We start from the raw sequence: 18553 nt of genomic DNA on the forward strand, positions 1-18553 counted from the left end.
GCCTATGAAGTTTCTGTGAGAGCGGGGCTCACTATGAGGCGGCGGATCGCTGTCGTCACTGCGCTTACTGTCGGTCTTTCCCTGGGTGTGCCTCCCGAGGTGGTCCCGGAGGGCGACGGATGGCCGTTGTCGGGTCTGGTGTCGGTGCTGCGGCAGCCACCGGCGCTGGCTGCCGTGACCGGCTTGCCGGTGCAGGTGACCGCCGGTGACCCGGCAGATGCCAGTGATGCCGTGTCGTCGGCCGCGACCAGCGCCGACGTCGGCCCGGGCAAGGGCGCCACCAAGGCGCCGGAGACGACCGATCCGGGTCAACCGGCCAGTCCGGAGGCCAAGCCGTTCACGACGCCTCCCAAACTGGGTGACGAGAGCAGCTTCGACGAGGCGACCAGTGAGCGGTTGCCGGAGAAGTCGTCGGCGACCTATGACGAGTTCCGCAACGAGGACGGGTCGATTACCCGCCACATCTATGACTCGCCGGTCAACTACAAGGCGTCGGACGGCACCTATCAGCCGATCGACGCGACCCTGACCCCGCAGGGTGACCGCCTGGAGGCGGGTGCCAATTCGATCGACGTCAGTCTCAGCGCGGTGGGCGCGGACGCGGCGGCACCGGCCACCACCGAGCCGTCTCCAGTCACCACCGAGCCGTCTCCAGCCACCACCGAATCGCCTCTGGCCAGCACTGGTCCGTCTCCGGCCTCGACGGATGCCTCGCCGGAAACCGCGTCCCTCCCGGCGGCCGAGCGGGTCGAGTCCGCCGACGAGGCGCTGGTGTCAGTGACGGCGTCCGGCCGGACGATCGCCTACGACCTGGCCGGCGCGGCCGCAGTCCCCGCCATTGTGGACGGCGAGACGGCCACCTACCGCGACATCCTGCCGCACACCGACCTCGAACTGCGGTCGCTGAACAACGGCCTGAAGGAAACCCTGATCCTCAAGTCGCCGGCGGCGGGCAACGAGTGGGTGTTCCCGCTCAAACTCGAGGGCCTGACCGCGAAGAAGCAGGCCGACGGCTCGTTGCACCTGCTCGCCGCCGACGGCAGCGTGGCCATGCTGGTGCCGCGGGGCTGGATGGAGGACTCGAAGGTCGACCCGCGCTCGGGCGCCCCGGCGGAGTCGTCGCAGGTGCGCTACGACTTGATCACCGTGGACGGTGGTCCGGCGTTGAAGGTGACGGCCGACGCTGCCTGGCTCAACGATCCGGTGCGGCAGTATCCGGTGCGGGTGGACCCCACGCTGCAGACGGCCGACACCGGAGATGTGTTTGTCGACGACACCAGCACGACCGGTAACCACAACGGCGACGATCTACCGGTCGGCACCTGGGACGGCGGAAGCACCCGGTCGCGGTCCTTCATCCATTTCGACAGATTCGACAACGACAAGCTCGTCGGCACGCAGATCATGTCGGCGAAATTGAGCCTGTGGCACTCGTGGTCCTACAACTGCACCAACACCGAGCCGGTCTACGTCCACCGGGTGACCCAGAGCTGGACGGTCGCGGACATCGTCGCCGCCGGCGGCACGCTGGCATCCGGCCCCTCGTACTCGACACCGATCTCCGCCGAGACGATCAACAGCGACACCGCCGCCTGCCGTAACACCGGCAGCAATCCCGGCAACGGCACCCGGGTGGCGATGGATCTGCCGATCCACATCTTCAACGGCTGGTCCCTGGGAACCCTGTCCAACTTCGGACTGGCCCTCACCGCGTCAGAGACGCAGTCGGCGGGCTTCAAGCGATTCACCTCGGCCAACTACGGCACCTCGACCAACCCCTACCTGGAACTGACCTACGACTACAACGCCGAACCGCAGGTCAACGAGCAGTACCCGGGTTATGGGGCGGCGACCACGACACTGACGCCCGAACTGATCGCGGACGCGCTAGACCCGGACAACTGGCCGAAGTCGTTGCAGTACAAGTTCATCGTCTACGCCAAGGACAACAAGACGACGATCGCCGAGACTGACTGGACCACGAAGCGATCCTGGGTCGTACCGGCCGGGAAACTGCAGTGGAACGAGTCGTACTACTGGACCGTGCTGGTCCGCGACGGCTTGGCCGACAATTCCAGGTACGCCACGAAGCACCTGTTGGTGACGCCGGTTCCGCAGCCCTCGGTCACCTCCAGCCTGTCACAGAACTCGGGGCAGGGATTCGACCCGGTGATCGGCAACTACACGACCTCCGCCCGTGATGCGATGGTGAACACGGTCGGCCCGCCGCTGGAGATCGTCCGCTCGTACAACAGCATCGATCCGCGCACCGATCAGGCCTTCGGTGCCGGCTGGTCCAGCGTCGCCGACGCGAAAGTCGTCGAGAAGTCGCAGACGACCAGCGGTTCGACAGTGCTGAACACGGTCGTGGTGACCTACCCGACCGGGCGTGAGCTGGCCTTCGGCCGTAACAGCGACGGCTCGTACTCCTCGCCGGCAGGCAAGAGCCTGACGTTGGCCGCGATTCCAGCCGCCCAGGAGGACGGATACCTGCTGCGGGAGAAGGACGGCACCACCTATCGCTTCTCCAGGAAGCCGGTTGCGGGCAAGCTCGTGCTCCTGTCGATCACCGACAACGGTGGCAGGCAGCAGAAGTTCCACTACACCGGCAACCGGCTGACGTCGATCGAGTCGGCGTCGGGACGCAAGCTGCATCTGGCGTGGACGACGACCACACCGCCGCGGGTGTCCACGGTTTCGACCGACCCTGCCTTCCCGGAGAACCCGAGCAGCGTCAGCACGTGGACGTACCGGTACACCGGTGACAACCTGACGGCAGTCTGCCCGCCGGTGAACCCGGACAAGTGTCACACCTACCAGTACGGCACCGCCAGCTCCTTGTATCCGACCGCGGTCACCAATACCCGGCCGAGCTCGTACTGGCGGCTCAACGAGACCTCCGGCACCCGCGCCGAGAGCACGACGCTGGAGAACGGCGGTGCCGACGTCGGCACCTACAACAACAGCGTCGCTCTCGGCCAAGCCGGCCCGATGGCCGGGACCACCTCCACCGTGGCCGGCTTCGACGGCACCTCCTCGCAAGTCCGCTTGCCGGCCGGCATCGCCAACGACGCCTCGAATCAGGCCGTCGCCATGTGGTTCAAGGCGACCGCCGGCACCGGTGTCCTGCTCAGCCAGTCCGGGGAGGACGCGAACTCCACCGCGACGACAACCCACCGGGCGTACAACCCGACCCTGTACGTCGGCTGGGACGGCCGCCTGATGGGCTCATTCCCCAAAGCCCTCAGCCGCGACCAGAAGACCCCGCTCACCGTCGCCGCGACAGGGAAGTGCCTCGCAGTCAAGGGCAACTCGGCGGCGAACGACACGATGGTCGAGCTCACCGGCTGCAACGGCGCAAACAACCAGCTGTTCACCTGGACAACGGTGGGCCAGCTCAAGGTCGACACCGGCGGCGAGACGAAGTGCCTGGAGCCCGAGGACCAGAACACCACCAACGGAACCCTCATCGTCACCCGGCCCTGCAGCCCGAACTCCGAGTACCAGCGCTGGGACGTGCGGGCGAACGGTCAGATCGTGCACCTCTACTCGTACGCCTGCATGGATTCGTCGGTCAGCGTGAAGCTGGAGAACATCGTTGGCGCCGCCATGCGGATCATGGCGTGCGGTAAGGACCGCCCGCTCGACCAGACGATCCTTCCCCGCACGCATGACCCGCTCGCGTCCAGCGTCAACATCGTGGACGGCAAGTGGCACTTCGTCGTGTTGTCCACGTCGGGCAACAAGCAGGAGATGTACCTCGACGGCAATCCCACGCCGGTGGACTACCAGACCGGGATCACGATCCAGGACATCGGCCCGCGCAGCGCCTTCCTCGGCAAGGGATTCCTCGGCGGCGGCTGGCCGAACGGCGGCATCCAAAGCAATCACGACAACAAGGGGACCCGCAACCACTTCAAAGGCTCCATCGGCGAGGTGGCCGTCTTCGACAATGCGGTCGACTCGAAGGTGGTCACCGAGCTGTGGGCCGCCCAGACATTCACGAAGCCGGCGACGAAGCTACTGACCCGGGTGGCCCGCCCGTCCGAGGCGGCAAGTGCCAGCATCACCTACAACACCGTCACAGGCAGGGTCAGCGAGGTCACCGACGGCAACGGCGAGAAGTGGACGCCAGAGCCTCCGACGGTAACCGGCACAACCCAGGTCTACGAGAGCGCCGTCCTCGGTGGCGCTCCGACCAACTACTGGCGGATGGCTGAGACCGGTACTCAGATCGCCAAGAACGAGATCAACGGCAGCGACGCGAACTACAACAACGTCCTGCTCGGCCGCGAGGCCGGCCCGTTCGACGCCCCGGATCCGATATTCCCAGGGCGACGAAAGAACCCGGCCCCCACCTTCAGGGCCGAGGACAGCTCATACCTGGCTCTGCCGGCCGGAGTGACACCACCGAACAGCAGCTCGGTGTCGATGTGGTTCAAGACGTCCAGCACCGCCCGCACCGTTCTGCTCGGCATGCAGTACAGCTCCACCCAGAGTGCGACCCGCTACGACCGGCCGACGATGTGGATCTCCCCGGACGGCAAGCTGCGCGCCCTGTCGCCCTCGAACACCCCGACCGGCCCGATCAACGCCGTCCAGGTCGCGGGCAAGTGCCTCGACCTTAACGGCGGTGCCAGCGCTGACGGCACCGCCGTCCAAAGCTGGGCGTGCAACGGCAGCATCGCGCAGAACTGGCAGCTCGTACCGGTCGGCACGGATTTCTCGAAGTACACGATCCGGGCGTTCAACAAGTGCCTCACTCCGGCCGGTGGCGCCACCGCGAACGGCACCAAGCTGACGCTCTGGACCTGTAACGGCGACACGTCTCAGCAGTGGCAGGCGTCGGCCGGCCGGCTCTACAACCTGAAATCCCAGCGTTGCCTCGACATCCCCAACGGGTCCGGCAACAACGGCATCGATCTGACGCTGTGGGATTGCAACACCACCGTCGCCCAGGGCTGGCTGCCGTCGCTGACCAGCAACACCAAGGTGAACGACGACAAATGGCACCACGCCGTGCTGACCACCAACGGTAAGAACCAGACGCTGTACGTCGACGGCGCCAAGGCACAGTCGTCCACCGGTTCGACTGATATGAACCCGAACACCACGGCGAGGTACACCCTCGGTGCCGGATACGTCGAGGGTGCACCGGCGAACTTCTACTACGTCGACTCCGCCGCAACCAGCTACTTCTCCGGCAGCATCGCCGAGGTTGCGTTCTACTCCTCGGAGATCGACGCGACGCAGGCGTCGTATCAGTTCAAGGCACGTGACGCCGCCAAGAAGGGCCCTTTCGGCCAGGTCGACTACACGATCACCGGGCCGGACGGCATCAAGACCACCACGGTCAACGACCTCGTTTACGGGCGGAAGGTCGCCGACGTCAACGGGCGCGGGAACGAGACCCGCTACGGCTACAGCGGCAAGGGCCACCTGCGTACGGTCACCGACGCCAACGGCAACATGACGATCAACGAGCACGACGACCGCGGCAACGTGGTATCGGTGACCACGTGTCAGGACCGGTCGGCCGACAACTGCTCGACGTCGTACTCCAAGTACTTCCTGGATACCAGCGACCCGACCCACATCCGCAACGACCGACTGATCGAACAACGAGGCCCGGGCTCAGAATCGGCAACCCAATCGAATTACCTGACGACGTACACGTACGACCCCGTCACCGGTAACCGGCTCACCGAGACCGACCCCATCGGCCGCCGAACCACCATTACCTACACCACGGCGAACAGCGCCAACGGTGCTTTCGACGGTGTGCAGACCGTGGCCGGCCTGCCGTGGCGGATCGTCAAACCCGACGGCGGCATGCAGACGATCCGGTACCACCGCAACGGTGACGTCGCCGAGGTCATCGACCCGGCAGGTGCCGTCACCCGGTACAGGTACGACGGCCTCGGCCGTACCGTCGAGGAGGTTCAGCTCGCCGATCCGGGCGTCCCCGGTAGCACCGATGCCACGACGACCTACGCCCACGACGCCCTGGACAGAGTCGTCGAGGTGCGAGCGCCCGAAGTGGCGAACGCTGTAAACGGCGAGAGGCACCGCCCCGTCACGACTGTCGTCTACAACGTCGACGGGCTGATGGAGTCGGAGACAGTCTCCGACGCGCGCGGCGGCGACGCGTCCCGCACCGTCAGCTACGGCTACGACGGCAAGGGACGTCGAATCTCCGAGACCGACGAGAACAACGACACGACCCGGCTCAAATACGACGCGTACGGGCGGGTGGTCGAGCAGATCCACGCCGACGACAGCGTGGTGAAGACCGAGTTCGACGCCGCGGGCAACGAGACGGCCACCATCGTGGTCAACGGCACGCGCGACGAGCTGGGTAACAAGAAAGACCTGACCGTCCGCAAGCTCGCCTACGACCCGGCCGGCCGGCTCGCCTCCGAGACCGACACGATGGGCGTCACCAGCTACACATACACCGACAACAACCTGCTCGTGACGACCACCCGCACCAGCGTCTGCACCGACAAATCGCCGCAGTCCTGCACCCCGCAGTCCTACGTGCTCGAGCACAACAGCTACGACAAGACCGGCAAGGTGGAGGTCCAGCTCACCAACAACAACCGGACGAAGACCACCCGCGCGTACGACAACGCGGGCCGCAACATCAGCTCCATCCTCGAGGTGACCGAGCCCGGGAAGCCCACCACCTACCGCACGACAACCTTCACTTACTCGCCCGACGACGAGGTCCTCAGCACGCAGGCCTGGAACGACAAGACCCTCCTGAGCCGGTCCGACACCGCGTATGACCGGCTCGGACGCCGGCAGCAGCAGACCACCTACCTGTCCGCCGGGCAGACCCCGGTCGCGCGGTGGAAGCTCAACGAAACAGCTGGTGCCACGGCTACGGACAGCGCCGGTAACAACCACGGCACTGTGACCGGCGGCGTCACCTGGTCCGAAGCCCACGCCGGAACAGCGGCCGACGCACAGAACAGCCGTGCCGCCAGATTCGACGGCACCGCGCCCGGCGGAATCATCGGACAGCCAGCCGTGGACATCCAGCGGCCCTACACCCTGACTGCCTGGGCCAACCTGGAGAGCACCACCGGCCAGAGCGACCGGTACGTGGCGTCGATGAACGGCGACACCGGCAGTTCGGCACTGAAGCTGCTGTACCACAAGGACTCCGCGTCGTGGCAGCTCGCCATGTCGTACCGCAAGGCCGACGGCACCATCGACTGGCTGACCAGCCAGGAGAAGGTCCCGGCCACCACCGGCGCCTGGACGCATTTGGCCGTCGCGGTCAACCCGGCCACTCAGGCCGGCGCCACCAGCACCGCCGACCTGTACGTCGCCGGGGTGCGTAAGGCGGGCATCTCGACGACCGAACCACTGAACAACCGGGCGACCGACCTGCGCATCGGCGCGGCCGCCGACTCGACCGGAACCTTCCTCGGCACGATCGACGACGTCCGTCTCTATCAGAGCGCCCTGACCGCCGCCGAGATCGGCCAGGTCCGCGCCGGCACACTGGAAGCCTCCGGCCAGGTCAGCCGTACCACCTTCGACCTGAGTACCGACGGTTCGGTCACCTCGGTGACGGACCCGCACGGCCGGATCACCAGGATCGAGAACGATGCGATCGGCCGGGCCGTCAAGACGTTCCAGCCGGAGGTCCACGTCGAGGGCCACGGCTCGGTGCTGCCCACCACCAAGATCGGCTACAACACCTTCGGGGAGGTCACCGACCAGGAAGACCCCAACGGCAACAAGTCGGTCAACCGGTACGACGGTGTGGGCCGCCTGGTGGAGTCGCAAGCCCCGTCGTACACCAGGCCGGACAAAGTCACGGTTACGGCGAAACGGACCGTCGTCTACAACGAGGTCGGACAGGTCACATCCAGCACCGACCCGCGCGGCTACACCACCGAATACCGCTACGACGAACTCGGCCGCACCACCGAGATCACAGCGCCCGACACCGGCAAGACCAGATACGAGTACGCCGACAGCGGGGACCTGCTGAAGCTCACCGACCCCAACGGTGCGGTGACCGCGTCAACCTACGACTACCTGGGCCGCACCGTCAGCAGCACCACCGCGGTACGCGAAGACAACGCCGGATACACCACCAACTACGCCTACGGCGACGGCAGTGACTGGCGCATGTCGGTGACGAGCCCGAAACTCGTCGTCTCCACCGTCAAGTTCAACAGCGCCGGCGAACCGATCGAGGCGATCGACGGCGCCACCAACTCCACCAAAACCACCTACGACCTGCTCGGCCGTCCGGTCACCACACTCGCGGCCGACGGCACCTACTCCACCGTCACCTACGACTTCGCCGGCCGTGCTGTCCGGCAGTCTGACCACGCGGCGCCCGCGACAGCGGGGGATGTCGGTGCTGAGCTGCGGCGCAAGGAACAGACCTACGACATCGCCGGCAGCCCAGTGCGGATCACCAACGCGTACAAACCGGGGTTGAACGACCCGGCATCACCGGACGCCAAACACGAGACCACGTTCGAGTACGACGTGCTCGGCCGACTCACCGAGCAGTACGAGCCGGTCAGCGCATCCGAGACGATCCATACCTCGTTCAGGTACGACGCCGCCGGCAACCGGACCAAGTTCACCGACGGCCGGCGCCACGACTTCCTCACCGAGTACAACAGCTGGGGCCTGCCGGAAAAGCAGATCGAACCGGCCACTGCCGCCACGCCCAACCCCACCGATCGCACGTTCACCATGTCCTACAACGAGGCCGGGCTACTGGCCCGCCTCGACTCACCCGGCGGCGTCTCCATCGAGTCGCGATACGACAACATGGGCCGCCTCGAGCGCAGCATCGGCAGCGGCGCGCAGGTCGCCACCACCGACCGGACCTACAAGTTCGACAAAGCCGGCCGGATGACCGAGTTCAGCGGCTCGGCCGGTACGAACACCATCGAATACAACGACCGTGGTCTTCCCGAGAAAATCACCGGTGTCTCCGGCAACTCGGCGTACACGTACAACGAGGACGGCGCGCTCGCTAGCCGCACCGACGGCGCTGGCACCACCTCGTACCTCTACGAGTTCGGCCGTTTGAAATCGACCACTAACACGGCCGCCAGCGTGGACATGACCTATGAATACAACAATCTGAATCAGGTCAAGTCGATCAGGTACGGGGCGACCGGCGGTAACGTCCGCCAGTTCGGCTACGACGGCCTTCACCGTCTGGTGTCGGACGAGTTGAAAACCAACGGAGGCACAGGCGCCACCGTCGGGAAGATCGCCTACGGCTGGAACACTAGCGGCACCCTCAACTCAAAGGTCACCACCGGTTTCAACGGAGCCTCGTCCAACAGCTACAAGTACGACTGGGCCGGACGACTGACCGAGTGGAACAACGGCACCAACCCGGTGCTGTACGTCTACGACCAATCCGGTAACCGCCTGCAGGCCGGAACCAAGACGTTCACCTACGACGAACGCAACCAGCTCGTCGACGACTCGGCCGGAACCGTCTACCAATACACGCCACGCGGCACCCTGGCCTCGACGACGCTCGCCGGCCAGACCACCGAAACTCGCACCGACGCGTTCAACCAGGTCATCCACCAAGGCACCAAGACCGGCGGTACCAGTACCTACAGCTACGACGGCCTCGGCCGGATGATCCAGCCCGGGCTGACCTTCACCGGCCTCGGCAACGACCTCGCCGCCGACGGCACCACCGCCTACGTCCGCGATCCGGCGGGTGACCTGGTCGGTGTCGCCTCCGGCAGCAACAAGCGATACGCATGGACCGACATCCACACCGACGTGGTCGGCGAGTTCGGCGCCACCGGTGCTGCGTTGACCGGCTCGGTGTCGTACGACCCGTGGGGCAAGATCCTGGCCGGCGGCGGGATGGTCGGCAAGCTGGGCTACCAGCAGGAATGGACCGACCAGGGAACCGGCAAAGTCAACATGTGGTCGCGCTGGTACGACCCGGAGACCGGCGCCTTCGACACCCGCGACACGGCGAACAACAACCCGACGCCGACATCGGGTGCGTCCAACCGGTTCGCATACGCCGAGGGCAACCCGGTCACCAACACCGACACCACCGGCAACGCCGTCGACGGCAAGTGCGGCGAGTACGACTACGCCTGCGAGCTGAAGAAGTACCAGGCCGCGATGAAGCTGTACACGGCCGCCATGGAACAGCGCGACCGCGACATGAAGGCCGTCGGCCTGGAGATCGCGGCACAGGAGGCCGAGTATCTGCGGGCGGAGCGCGAGAGCAACACCCCGCTGCTGGACATCCTGCTGCAGGTCGGCATCGGGATGCTGCTCGACATGATCGGCTACAACTCCCTGATGGGCTGCATCGGCGGCGCCCTGATGGACTGCGTCGATCTGGCCTTGAACGGTCTCGGCCCGTTCAAGGCGGCCAAGATGCTCGGCTCGCTGATCAAGGCAGTCGACCGGGCACTGTCGGGCTACCGCACGTGGAAACGCATCGTCGAGGGCGCGCAGGCCGCGATGCGGCAAGCACAGGGCGTACTGAACGCGGCGCGTAAGCACCTCAACGACATCGTCGCGAAGGTGCCGTTCAAGCCCAAGATGCCGAAGAAGAAGGTCAAGCCGCCGGAGAAGAAACAGAAGAAGCAGAAGCAGGAACAAAAACGCCAGGAGTCGAAACAGAAGCAGGAGGAGAAGCCGCAGGCGTCCAAGCAGGCGAGGGAGAAGGCGCCGCGGACCGATCCGAAGGAGCAGAGCCGGCCGAAGGGCGCCACCAAGCCGGAGTCACCGGAGTCTAAGAACAGCGGCCAGCAACGCAAGGACCTGGAACGGCCGGAACGCAACGTCGTCGAGCCGGACAACAACCAGCCGGTGGAAGCCGGGTGCCCGAAACACAGCTTCGACCCGGACACCAGGGTGCTGATGGCCGACCGCAGTACCCGCGCGATCTCCGAGATCACCATCGGCGACGAGGTCCTGGCCACCGACCCGGAGACGGGGGAGGAAGGTGCCCGGCAGGTCACGCTGCTGCACGCCAACCTCGACCGGGAACTGACCGACGTCACCGTCACCTCCGCGCCGGCTGACACCGAGGCCAAGCAGGTGAACGAGGGCAAGGGCGACCGCAGTACCCGCGGCCCGACCGAGTCCTCGGTACTGAAGACCACGGCACACCATCCCTTCTGGGATGTCACCACCAGCACCTGGGTCAACGCCGCCAAACTGACCCCCGGCGAATCCACGCTGATCGGCCCAGCCGGCGAGATCCAGTACGTCACCAAGGTCCGGAACCACACCGGCGCCGAGGTGATGCGCGACCTCACCGTCGACGACATCCACACGTACTATGTAATCGCCAGCAACGCCCCAGTCTTAGTTCACAACTACAACAACTGCAAACTCGACTTCTACGATTTCGGGGATAGCACCAGTGGGCCTGGTGGTCAGGTCAGATATGGAAAGCTGGATCACCTCGGACGTCCCACCGGCATGTGGGCGACTGTTACACAAGACATGCTGGACCAAGGGCAGCCTGCAAGAGGGCTGACGATCAAGGGCCTTCCCAAGGGGCAGGGGACTATTCAGAATCTTGCGAGGGGCCACCTTCTTGCGGATCGCCTGGGAGGAAAACGTAATAAGAGCAATCTCGCTGCCATCACGCAAGATCCTCTCAATTCGCCGATCATGCGGGACGGGATCGAGCAGACCGTCTATGATGCAGTTAAGAGTGGGCAAAAGGTGCAATACATCGTTGAGCCGCTTTATGATGGTGATTCGCTTGTTCCGAGGGCTCTGCGGATCAGTGCCTACGGGACCGGACCTAACGCCCTCAAGATTGATCCGTTTGAGTTGAAGAATCCGGCAGGCATGTTCGGGGTCGGGGATGAGGATTGGTGATGAGCGACGTCGAGAGGCTTCGAGGCGCAGTCAAGCCGCCATCGGAGGAGTTGGTTCCTTTTCGGGAATGGAGCGAGCTTGAGCGCCGTCTCGGGGTGGCGGTTCCCCCCGATTATCGGCAACTCGTGGCCACCTTCGGGCCGGGCGTATTTGACGAATTTATTCATATTCAACAACCGAAATCAAGATTTGAGGCCATTCGGCTTGTTTCCTTCTCGCTGGCTTATCGAAAGCGTCTTTTTGCTCAGCGGGAAAGTGGGCGAGATCTGCCATACGATCCGGAGGATCTTTTGCCGGTTGCAAGGACGGAAGACGGAGACGTCATCTGCTGGGTGATGCAGCCGGTCGATTCTCCGGCGAGGTGGAACTTGACCGTGAGTAATGCCGGCAGGAGTGAATGGATCGATTTCTCGGGTGGTATTTCGAAGTTCCTTACGGCGGTCTTTTTGGAAGGCTTCCGGATGCCTTTCTTTCCGCCGGATTTTCCTTCGAATCATCCAACTTTTCATACCTATCCATCGATTGAAGAGCTGCAACGAATTTTTCCGGAAAGTTCTGCAGGTACTTGATTTGTGTCGATCTTGCTGGTTCAATAACCCATTGATCAATTCCGCGCAAAGTTCTGACTACTGCCGGTCGTCATGTAGTGCGGTCGTGCTCGATGCGGAGCACGGCCAGCGCGGCGGCGGCGATCTTGCCGATTCTCTCGGTCGAGGGTTGATGCGGATCCGGCCGATGAAAATCCAGGTTAACGGCATGCCAACGTAGGTAACTATCCGTCTTGGCCGTGAATATGGCACACGTACTATGTACTCGTCGGCCTTACGCCGGTCCTGGTTCATAACTGCGGCGACGGAATGGAGCTGTTTCAAGCTCGTCGACAGTATGCGGTCCACTGCTGAGGATTACGGCAAGATTGGCGGAAGTGAGTGGCAGGTTCAGAATGGAAAGGTCACTGCGGCGACGATTTCGGCCAGGGTTCCCGATGGGCAGGGTGGATGGGTCGAGAGGACCTTCGTCGGTAACAGCGACGCGGGCATGACCGTCTCCCAGTTGCCGCTCGCGAAGAAGCTCGGTCATATCCCCGTGGAACACAATAGGGAGGGCCTGACCCATGCCGAGCACAACATTCTTCTAGCGATCAACGATGCCGGAGGAGTTCCCATTGCGGGGGCTGCTTCGAGAAGTGTCTGCAAGGGCAAAGGTCTGTGCGACAGTCTCATCCTGGGAACCGAGGGTTCGATCCAGGGCAAACCCTTACGATAACGAGAGCGGCTGGCAGACCAGAACCTTCTATTGGGTCGGCTCGAGGATATATAGTTGCAAATGATTCTGGACAGGTTGTTGACTGATGGGTCGTCGGTGCTGGCTGCAATCTTCGTCGCGGCCTGCGCGGAGCGTGCCATCAATATCGCCTCGTGGGCGGCGGCGCTCGATAGCCGACCCGGCGATGCGGCGATCTATGTTGAGACCCTGGAGTTCTTGTGGCGTCCTGGGGCCGTCGATCCGCAGGATGTTCGTGTGCGCATGGCGCGCCTCGAGGAAGCCCATGAGATGACCATGGCGGACGAGCTGAGCGGACTGCCCCTTTATGGGCTGGGTTCGGTGCTGGTCCTTCATTCTGGTCTCGGTGTGCTGGCCGAACCCACGCCGGCTAATCTCGAGGATTGTTCGATGGCTGCCCGCAACGCTGCCTTTCATTTGGAAGGCCTCGTTCCCGCTCAGCGGTTCCTCAGCGGGGAGAAGCGCAGTCAGGACGAGGACATCAAAGCATTAGCGGAGGGCGTTTCCGCGGACGAGCTGCGCAACCGGGCGAGAGCGGCTGGCCGAGATCGCCTGAATCTCATCCGTTCAAGAGCCTGACCGGCTGTGAGCTCAGGCGATGTGGGTGCAGGTCATTTCTATTGGCGGCCCAGGTGTGCCAGCGGCCGTATGGCCATTCCAGTTGGTTAGGATCAGTGAGTTGGGCGAGGAGAAGCTCCAGTTCTTTCGGGTAGCGCGTGAGTTCGGATGCTCGGGCCGTCCTGACAGCTTCGAAGAAGGCCTGGCCGTCGACGCCTACCGCGTAGGCGAAGGCGACCACGTCGCCATCCGTCAAGGGCAGCAAGTCCAGCACACGAACCTTGTCGTCGAAAGCAGTACGCAGAGCACGGTCGACCCCGGGCAGCCAGCCCGCCGTACGACAAGCAAGGACCAAGCGAATACCGTCCGGTAGCTGCTGCGCGACCTCCCGAATGAGGCTGACCAACTGCGTGGTCGGCATGGCTGCCTCGTCCACGCCATCCAGCGCCAGCAACCCGCCAGGGGCAACTCGCCCCAATTCGCCAGATGCAAGAGCGATCTTGGCGGAAAGATCCCCGTACGATCCGAGCGAGATGCACCGCCCCCGCTCCCCGAATCGTTCAACCAGCCGGTTTAGATCTGTTGTTTTGCCGGCCCCTGGCGGTGCGAGCAGAACCGTGCAGCGACCGGTAACGGCATCGGCGAGACCCATCCGAGCCTCACCCTGAAGGCGTGCCAGCTCCGGATCACGGATGCCGTTCTCGCGCTCCATCCAGTAGCGAGGGAGATCTGTCATCGGCTTCACCCAGCGATCCTAATCTGGAACTATCACCGGCCTACTCAAGCCCGAGGACCGGCGCGTGCTGGTCGTTACCAAGACCAGGTGCCTCATGGCAGTTGACTCACGACAAGCGAAGCGTTCCGACGATGCTGCTGAGGTCACGGGAGGCGGGGGTCAGTCCTCCGACGGCTCCCTCGATGCTTCCCGGGAAGCGCAGCGTGGCGGCGCTACACGCGATGAACTACCCAATGTGTTTCAGCCTCATATTTAGCCATTGGCCTGCTAATTAGAACACCCGTATGGTCTCGGGTGCTAATCCCTTCGGGGATTCTTGTTGTTGCGTAGCAGCGCTGTGCGATACGTTGTGCGGCTCGCTGCTGGGTCGTATCGCGATCCGCTAACCCGCTGTTCGGCACGAGGCAAACGCGGCGACTGTCCACGGCCGATAGACCGATGGGATTCTTGTGGTCGCCGAACACTCTCCGCAACGTGTCCTGCTGACGTGGGCGGACATCGCCGACGAGGCGCTGAGGCTCGAACCGGGCATGCGAGACCTGCTTCTGGAGCTGGTCGAGGCGCACAACCCCTCGACGGCAACGAGTGTGACCACGGCCGAGGGGCCGTGGTATGTCAGTGCGGTACATGTACGAGGTCACATCGGTGTCGGCGCGGACGCCGTCGACCTGCCGCTGAGCCAGGCCAAAGGTCTCACCATCGTCACCGCCCGTAATGGCACGGGTAAGACGAGTGTCGCCGACGGTATTAGGCACGTCATTGGGGGCGGCAGCAAGAGGTCCTATCAAGTGTTGGCTGAAAACATTCACTATCCACACCGCGACATTGTGGTCACGGTGAGCAATGGATCTCGTGATATTGAGATCGTCTGCGGACCGAACGAAACCGTGCAGTGGCGTTCACCCGAGGGCATCCTCAGCGAACCGCCAGCCGAATGGACGGAGGCATTCGCCCGCTACATGCCGGTGCTTCTGTATCCAGAAATGTCCCAGGTGATTCAGGACCCGAGCAATCTGCATGCCTTCCTGAAGGACGCCCTGGAGCTCACCGCACTCGAAGAGCTCCAGAACATCCTCAAGGCCGAGAGCAGCAAGGGCAAGGCGTCACGGCGGACAGTAGAGACCGCACACCAGGCCGCGGTCGACGGAGTCCTCAAGGCAGGCCATGACGAACTCGCTGCCATCCTGCAAGACTGCGGACCCTGCCCCGACACGGCAACCCGCACGCGGATCATCACGCTGTCCGAAACCCTGCCGGCAGCCGCTCCGCCACCGCTCGGCCTCGTGGACTCTTGGACCGTAAACGAGCAGATCCGGGCGAAGGCCGGCGCGGCCCTCGAACGGCTGGCTCACGCCGCCGAGTCTGACGCTGCCATGTCCAGCAATCTGCTGACCGCCCTGCAGAAGGCGCTCGTTCAGAACGATGCCCGGCTCGACGAACTGAGAAGCCAGGACGAGTGCCCTGTCTGCGGCACCATCGGACAGGACTGGGTGCAGCACGCCATCGAAGAGGCCGGCCGGCTGACCCGAGCGACCAAGGAACTACGCGACGCCCGAACGGCAGCAAGCACAGCAATCCGACACCTGCATCAATGTCTACCCGCCCCGCTGACCAGCTCTCTACGCCGACGCCTTGAATCAGAGGGCGGCGAGGTCGCAGCCGTCCGAGTCAAACAGTGGGACCGGCTGGTTCACGCAGCGGCCGACCTCCTCACCGGCATCCCTTCAGCGACCACGCTGAGCAATCTGCTCGATGAAAGCGCCGAGCTGGCTACCTGGTACGGACAAGTGCGCGACGGACTCCTCGCCCGACGCGACGACCTCATCGCCGCTCAAGCAACCGTCCGCACCCACATCGGCACCTGGCTCGACACCAGCGACGCACAAGGACCAGCACTGGCCCGCCTTAACGTCGTCGAGCGCCTCGACCGCCGAGTCAGCCAGTGGATCAAGACCGCGCGAGAGGAGATCTTCGCCCCGATCGCCAAGGAGGTCACCGAACTGTGGTCGGTCCTCAACCCTGACGCGGACCTCAAACTCAACGGCATCGCACTCGCCGGCGGCACGAAGATCCGGCGGACCGTGACGCTCGATCTCGCTGACGGCAGCATGGCACTACCCACAGGCAAGGATAGCTCCGCAGTGCTGAGCACCGGCCAACGCAACGCGCTGTCACTCGCCACCTACCTGCCCCGGGCTACCCAACCGGAAAGCCCATTCGGCTTCCTCATCCTCGATGACCCCATCCACGCGTTCGACACCGGCCGAGTGCGGTACCTGGCCAAACACCTGATGACCCTGGCCGAACGCTTCCAAGTGGTCGTCTTTACCCACGACGACCGGCTCTGGCGCGAGCTACGCGCCCACGGGGCCCTGCCGACACACATCCGGATGGACCGACACGGAGACGGGCAGCCGCAGGTGCGGGTCAGGCACGTCGCCAGCCCTGGAATCCAGCGCCTCGATGACATCCAGAAGATCCTTGGCGCCGAGCGGGGTGCGTCGATCGGGACACCGGAAGCCGTCACCGCCATGACGCTGGCCATCTGCCGACAGGCGGTCGACACGGAAGCCGTCGCTCAGATCGAAATCCTCGGGCGCCGCATCGGGCTGCCCGAGGCCACCGTCGTGGCCGACCTGAAGAGAGCCCGAAAGACCCTGGACCAACTGGCACTGCTCAACAACTACGCCGGCCGAGTCGGCCATCGGCCCATCAACATCGACAGCTTCACTCCGACCGTCCACGCGCTCAACGGCGCCTCACACGGGCGCGCTCCGCAGGGCGACCCGCAACTGTGGGTCCGCCAGACCAGGCGGCTCATCAAGACGGTCCAGGAGATCAGGCACTGACATGGCGACGTATCCCGAGATCCATATCCGTGACCTCCAGGCCGCATACAACCGATGGCCGGGCAGACCCGCCGAGAAGACAGCTCTCGCAGCAATCGTCCTGCGCGTCCGAATCGAACGGGCCGCCGCACGCCTGCCGCGGACGGTGATCGCGGCCCAGCCCGACATCTCGATGGTCGAGCGGCGCCTCTATCTCAGCATTGGTGAAGCCGGTCTTTCACATGAAGGCCAGGTACGGCGCATGCAGGTGATTGCTGGCGCACTGGAGGCCTACGGAGCGATCTGCGAGGTCCTACACGGGCGCAACCCCGACCCGTTGCCTCCTTTGGAGGACCTTGAGTCTTGGACTCGCGCGGTCGATGCGCTCGAGAAAGACCTCTATCCTGGCGACGATTTCGGGGCTGCGGCCGGGCACGCTCTACTCAACGCACAAACGGCCCCGCGCCCGACACTCACCGCGGGTCGGTCTCGGTCCAATCCCATTACCAAATCGCCTGGCAGCACGGCGTGACGGTTACCGAGACGGTTGGCTGGCTCGGGGGAGTGGTGTCGTGGTTGTGGTGAGCGTGGTGGGGGTGAGGTTGCTCGATCGGGCGGCGACGGTGGTCGGTGGTGTCGGGTATCGATGGGTTAGTGGCTGGTTCGTCTCTGTGTGAGGTGATCTGTGATGCCGTCTTCTTCCCTGTCTTCGACTCCATCGGCTGGTTCGTTCGACGCGTGGCTTCAGGCCGACCCGTCGAAACCGCGGGCGCGAGGTCGCATGCGGCCGCTGGCCCGGGGTGGTCTGCGGTTTGCGTTTTATGGGCGGATTTCGACGGCGGAGTATCAGGATGCGGTGTCGTCGCGGGCGTGGCAGGTGGAGTCGGCGCAGCGGCTGGTGGCTGGGCGGGGTCGGATCGTGGTGGAGTTCTTTGATTCGGGTGCGTCGCGGAGCCTGCCGTGGCATAAGCGGCCTGCGGCCGGCGCTTTGCTGGCTGCGGTAGCTGCGTCGGATCGTGGGTTTGATGCGGTGGTGGTGGCGGAGTTCGAGCGGGCGTTCGCCGGCGGTGGTGAAGCCCGCCGGGTGATCGAACAGCTGCACGTGTGTGGGGTGCAGGTGTGGCTGCCGGAGGCCGAGGGTCCGGTCGATCTCGATTGTGCGGATCATCGGGCGTTGTTGTTGATGTTGGGGCATCAGTCGCAGCGGGAGGTGTTGCGGACGCGGTTTCGGGTGCGGGCGGCGATGAGTGCGCAGGTGCGGGAGCAGGGT

The 18553-nt window shown here is 64.4% G+C and carries 8 protein-coding genes; 7 read left to right on the forward strand and 1 reads right to left on the reverse strand.

What is annotated here, in order from left to right; all coding sequences use genetic code 11:
• Nucleotides 1–126 precede the first annotated feature (126 nt).
• The 4 genes from CLV67_RS46355 (at nt 127) to CLV67_RS46365 (ending at nt 13740) form a co-directional block, all read left to right on the forward strand.
• Entirely contained in the window at nt 127–11877 is an 11751-nt protein-coding gene (locus CLV67_RS46355; protein WP_170154255.1) for a LamG-like jellyroll fold domain-containing protein, read from the forward strand.
• Nucleotides 11877–12446 carry an SMI1/KNR4 family protein gene (locus CLV67_RS46360; RefSeq protein WP_146169582.1) on the forward strand — a complete coding sequence of 190 codons (570 nt, stop codon included), beginning with the start codon at nt 11877–11879 and terminating at the stop codon, nt 12444–12446. Before CLV67_RS46355 ends, CLV67_RS46360 begins: the two co-directional genes overlap by 1 nt.
• A 316-nt stretch (nt 12447–12762) precedes the next feature.
• A complete protein-coding gene (locus CLV67_RS51510; protein WP_146169583.1) occupies nt 12763–13143 on the forward strand; it encodes a pilus assembly protein PilP in 381 nt (126 codons plus the stop codon).
• A 60-nt stretch (nt 13144–13203) separates the two neighbouring features.
• Nucleotides 13204–13740 carry a hypothetical protein gene (locus CLV67_RS46365; protein WP_106330366.1) on the forward strand — a complete coding sequence of 179 codons (537 nt, stop codon included), beginning with the start codon at nt 13204–13206 and terminating at the stop codon, nt 13738–13740.
• Here CLV67_RS46365 and CLV67_RS51515 read toward each other — a convergent pair.
• Nucleotides 13721–14464, reverse strand: a complete 744-nt coding sequence (locus tag CLV67_RS51515) for an NACHT domain-containing protein (RefSeq protein ID WP_146169584.1) — start codon at nt 14462–14464, stop codon at nt 13721–13723. The genes CLV67_RS46365 and CLV67_RS51515 overlap by 20 nt on opposite strands.
• Before the next feature lie 440 nt (nt 14465–14904).
• Between CLV67_RS51515 and CLV67_RS46375 the strand changes: the two genes are divergently transcribed.
• The 3 genes from CLV67_RS46375 to CLV67_RS46380 all read left to right on the forward strand — a co-directional run.
• Complete coding sequence (locus CLV67_RS46375; protein WP_106330368.1) at nt 14905–17304, forward strand: hypothetical protein; 2400 nt, start codon at nt 14905–14907, stop codon at nt 17302–17304.
• A gap of 1 nt (nt 17305) precedes the next feature.
• Complete coding sequence (locus CLV67_RS51520; protein WP_146169585.1) at nt 17306–17815, forward strand: hypothetical protein; 510 nt, start codon at nt 17306–17308, stop codon at nt 17813–17815.
• A 249-nt stretch (nt 17816–18064) separates the two neighbouring features.
• The coding region (locus tag CLV67_RS46380) for a recombinase family protein (RefSeq protein WP_170154256.1) at nt 18065–18553 on the forward strand (489 nt) is incomplete at its 3' end.

The organism is Actinoplanes italicus (assembly GCF_003001815.1).
GTDB classification, from domain to species: domain Bacteria; phylum Actinomycetota; class Actinomycetes; order Mycobacteriales; family Micromonosporaceae; genus Actinoplanes; species Actinoplanes italicus.